Source organism: Gemmiger sp. (assembly GCF_057431175.1).
Window position 1 is genome coordinate 1 of sequence record NZ_DBMDDV010000043.1, and the last position, 2,342, is coordinate 2,342.

Genomic DNA, 2,342 nt, shown 5'->3' on the forward strand with positions numbered 1-2,342 from the left:
TCGATGGAAGAAAATTTTATGGTCTACATGCGAAAAAAGACTTCTATATCTCGAGCCTTGGTGGATATTAAGCCTTATACAAAGAATATGTTTATGTCAGCTCCTTGCATCAAACGAAAATGACATGCCAGTAACAAGATTTGTCAACTGACTACAAATTGTAGTCGGTTAGAAACAGCAGAAGTTACAGGTTACTATCTACTGCAAAAATAGTCGAGAGTTTCCCCCTTAGGTAGCAGTATTACGGATCATCTGCACCCATTGGTGATCCCCAGCCATACGCCCATTGGTCTTTTCAATAATCAGCAGCGGATCATAGAAAGGAACATCCATCTCCCGGAGGATGCCTTTCAGACCGGCTCGGCTGGCGGGCAGGCATCTTTCTTTCAAAAATTCTTCAAAATCTGCCCAGGACGGATTTTCTACAACGCCAAACGCCCGCAAAGGGATTCGGTCGGTGTAGTTCTTCATGCGGACAACTTCGTGCTTGAAATCAATGTCGATGACCGTACATAGCTGCTTACCGTTCATGAAGTTCATCCGCATGGTGAAATCCGGGTTCTTGCTGAAATGCTCGGCGTTATAGATATACTTATATATGGTCTGGCGCGACACGCCGAACTGTTTCGCAATCTCGGTGTTGCCGATGCCTTTTCTATGCAGTTCCAAAACCTCTACGATCTGGTCGGGGGTAAGCTGCGCCTTGCGACCCGCATTGCGCGGATTTGGATTATTGATTTTCAGCATCTTTGCAAGTTCTCGCAGTTCATCCAAATCGTTTGTGCCAAAAATTTCTTTTATTTGCTTTTGGTAATCGCTCGGCATTAGTATCTCTCCCAAGTTGTTCTCTACTATTATTATATCGTAGTTTGAGAAAACGTCAATAAATTAAAATATTGACATTTTTAAGAATATCAGTCTTGTACGAATTACATTCTATTTCAATTATTTCTGTCCCTTATTCTTTGCGTCCAACTTTGGGCCTTTCTCTTTTGAATGTGGATACCCCTGTTTGACAGCTTTGACCATAATATGCTGATTTATAAAATATAAGCCTGTTGTATTTGGCTAGCTAATTTACCAGACAGTGTCTGGCAAATTGAGTTCTGCGTAAAAGCTGAATATGCCTTGGGAGATTTGTCTAACTAGATTTTGGGGCTTGCATATCTCAGATATCCAATTTTCCAGTCAGTGACTGGAAAATTGAAATGGGAACCATATCAGACCGATGGATGCAGTCTTAAAGTGTTAGCGTTCACATGAGGTCGAATAGTCATCTTATCGGGCTTTGCGTGAACCACCGATTTCCTTGATGGCGGCATAGTGCTTTCCACATTTTCGGCTGATCTCGTTGAAAAAGTCGGACGTCACAAATTCCAGCAGCCATACTTTGGGAATCATATACTTGGGTGTCTGTAAGATGGTTTTCAGCAAGCCCTTGCTGCACCATTTCAGAATTGTGTGGCGTTGATAGCCTGTCACCTCGCAGACTTGCGCAACGGTCAGTACATCCGGGTAATTTGCCAGTTGCTGCTCGTACCATTCCTTGGCCAGCAACCGTTCCTCGCCCTTATAGTTCAGCTTGCGCTCCAACGATGCGGCTGGTTTCTTGTGCTTGGGGTAGTTGTAATACCACCCGCTGGGCGGAGTGTAGCGCATCGGGTCGGACTCTCGGCGGTAGAGATACTCGGCAACATCTTTCTTGGCGATTTTATAGCAGCGTGTTTTCTTTCCGTTGTTTTTGCAGGGAACAAGCCCGCTTTGCAGGAGATAAAGCGAAGTGCGCGTTCCGATATGGCAAACGATGCGGAAATCGTTGCGGCTCATCGGGTCCGGATAGGGCGTTAGAATTTCTTCAATCTTTTCTGCCAGCGGGTCTTTGCTTACAGGTTTTTTCTTCATTTCGGGTTCTCCTTGTTTGTAAAGTGGAACCCGAAAAATCACTACTTCAATTTTTTGCTTCTTGCATTTTTTCTCATTCGTGTCCGCAAACCTGCACCATTATCCGGCTTTTTTGGGCAGGGCTTATCTTGCATCTTATCTTGCATTTTTCCCAAAAAGTCGCCATTTTTGCCCCAAAACGGGTGATTTTGCTTCTTTTCGTACCTACATTGTTTTTTGCTGCTTTATCAGTGCATTCTCCACAAGCATCGTCCAAAATCAGCGGACAAACCAGCCTGCATCAGCCTTGGTTATCACCATATTGCCTTTTCAAAGATTAACTCGAAATCAATTTGACAGCAATGTCACGTGGGTTCGAATCCCACCGTCTGCGCCAAAGACAGCACCCTGCGGGGTGCTGCTTTTTATTTTTGCGGCAAACTATGCAAGGGCTGCAAGGT

The 2,342-nt window shown here is 44.5% G+C and carries 2 protein-coding genes and 1 tRNA gene; 1 reads left to right on the top strand and 2 read right to left on the bottom strand.

The genetic code is table 11. The features are described from left to right. Nucleotides 1–228: 228 nt before the first annotated feature. Together ACZO0A_RS11905 and ACZO0A_RS11910 are read right to left on the bottom strand one after the other, a co-directional pair. Nucleotides 229–825, bottom strand: a complete 597-nt coding sequence (locus tag ACZO0A_RS11905) for a helix-turn-helix domain-containing protein (RefSeq protein ID WP_302492796.1) — start codon at nt 823–825, stop codon at nt 229–231. Nucleotides 826–1,278: 453 nt separating this feature from the next. Beyond that, entirely contained in the window at nt 1,279–1,902 is a 624-nt protein-coding gene (locus ACZO0A_RS11910) for a helix-turn-helix domain-containing protein (RefSeq protein WP_302492797.1), read from the bottom strand. Nucleotides 1,903–2,163: 261 nt separating this feature from the next. On the opposite strand from ACZO0A_RS11910, the gene ACZO0A_RS11915 reads away from it, so the two are divergent. Further along, nucleotides 2,164–2,278, top strand: a tRNA-OTHER gene (locus ACZO0A_RS11915). The last annotated feature ends 64 nt before the right edge of the window (nt 2,279–2,342 follow it).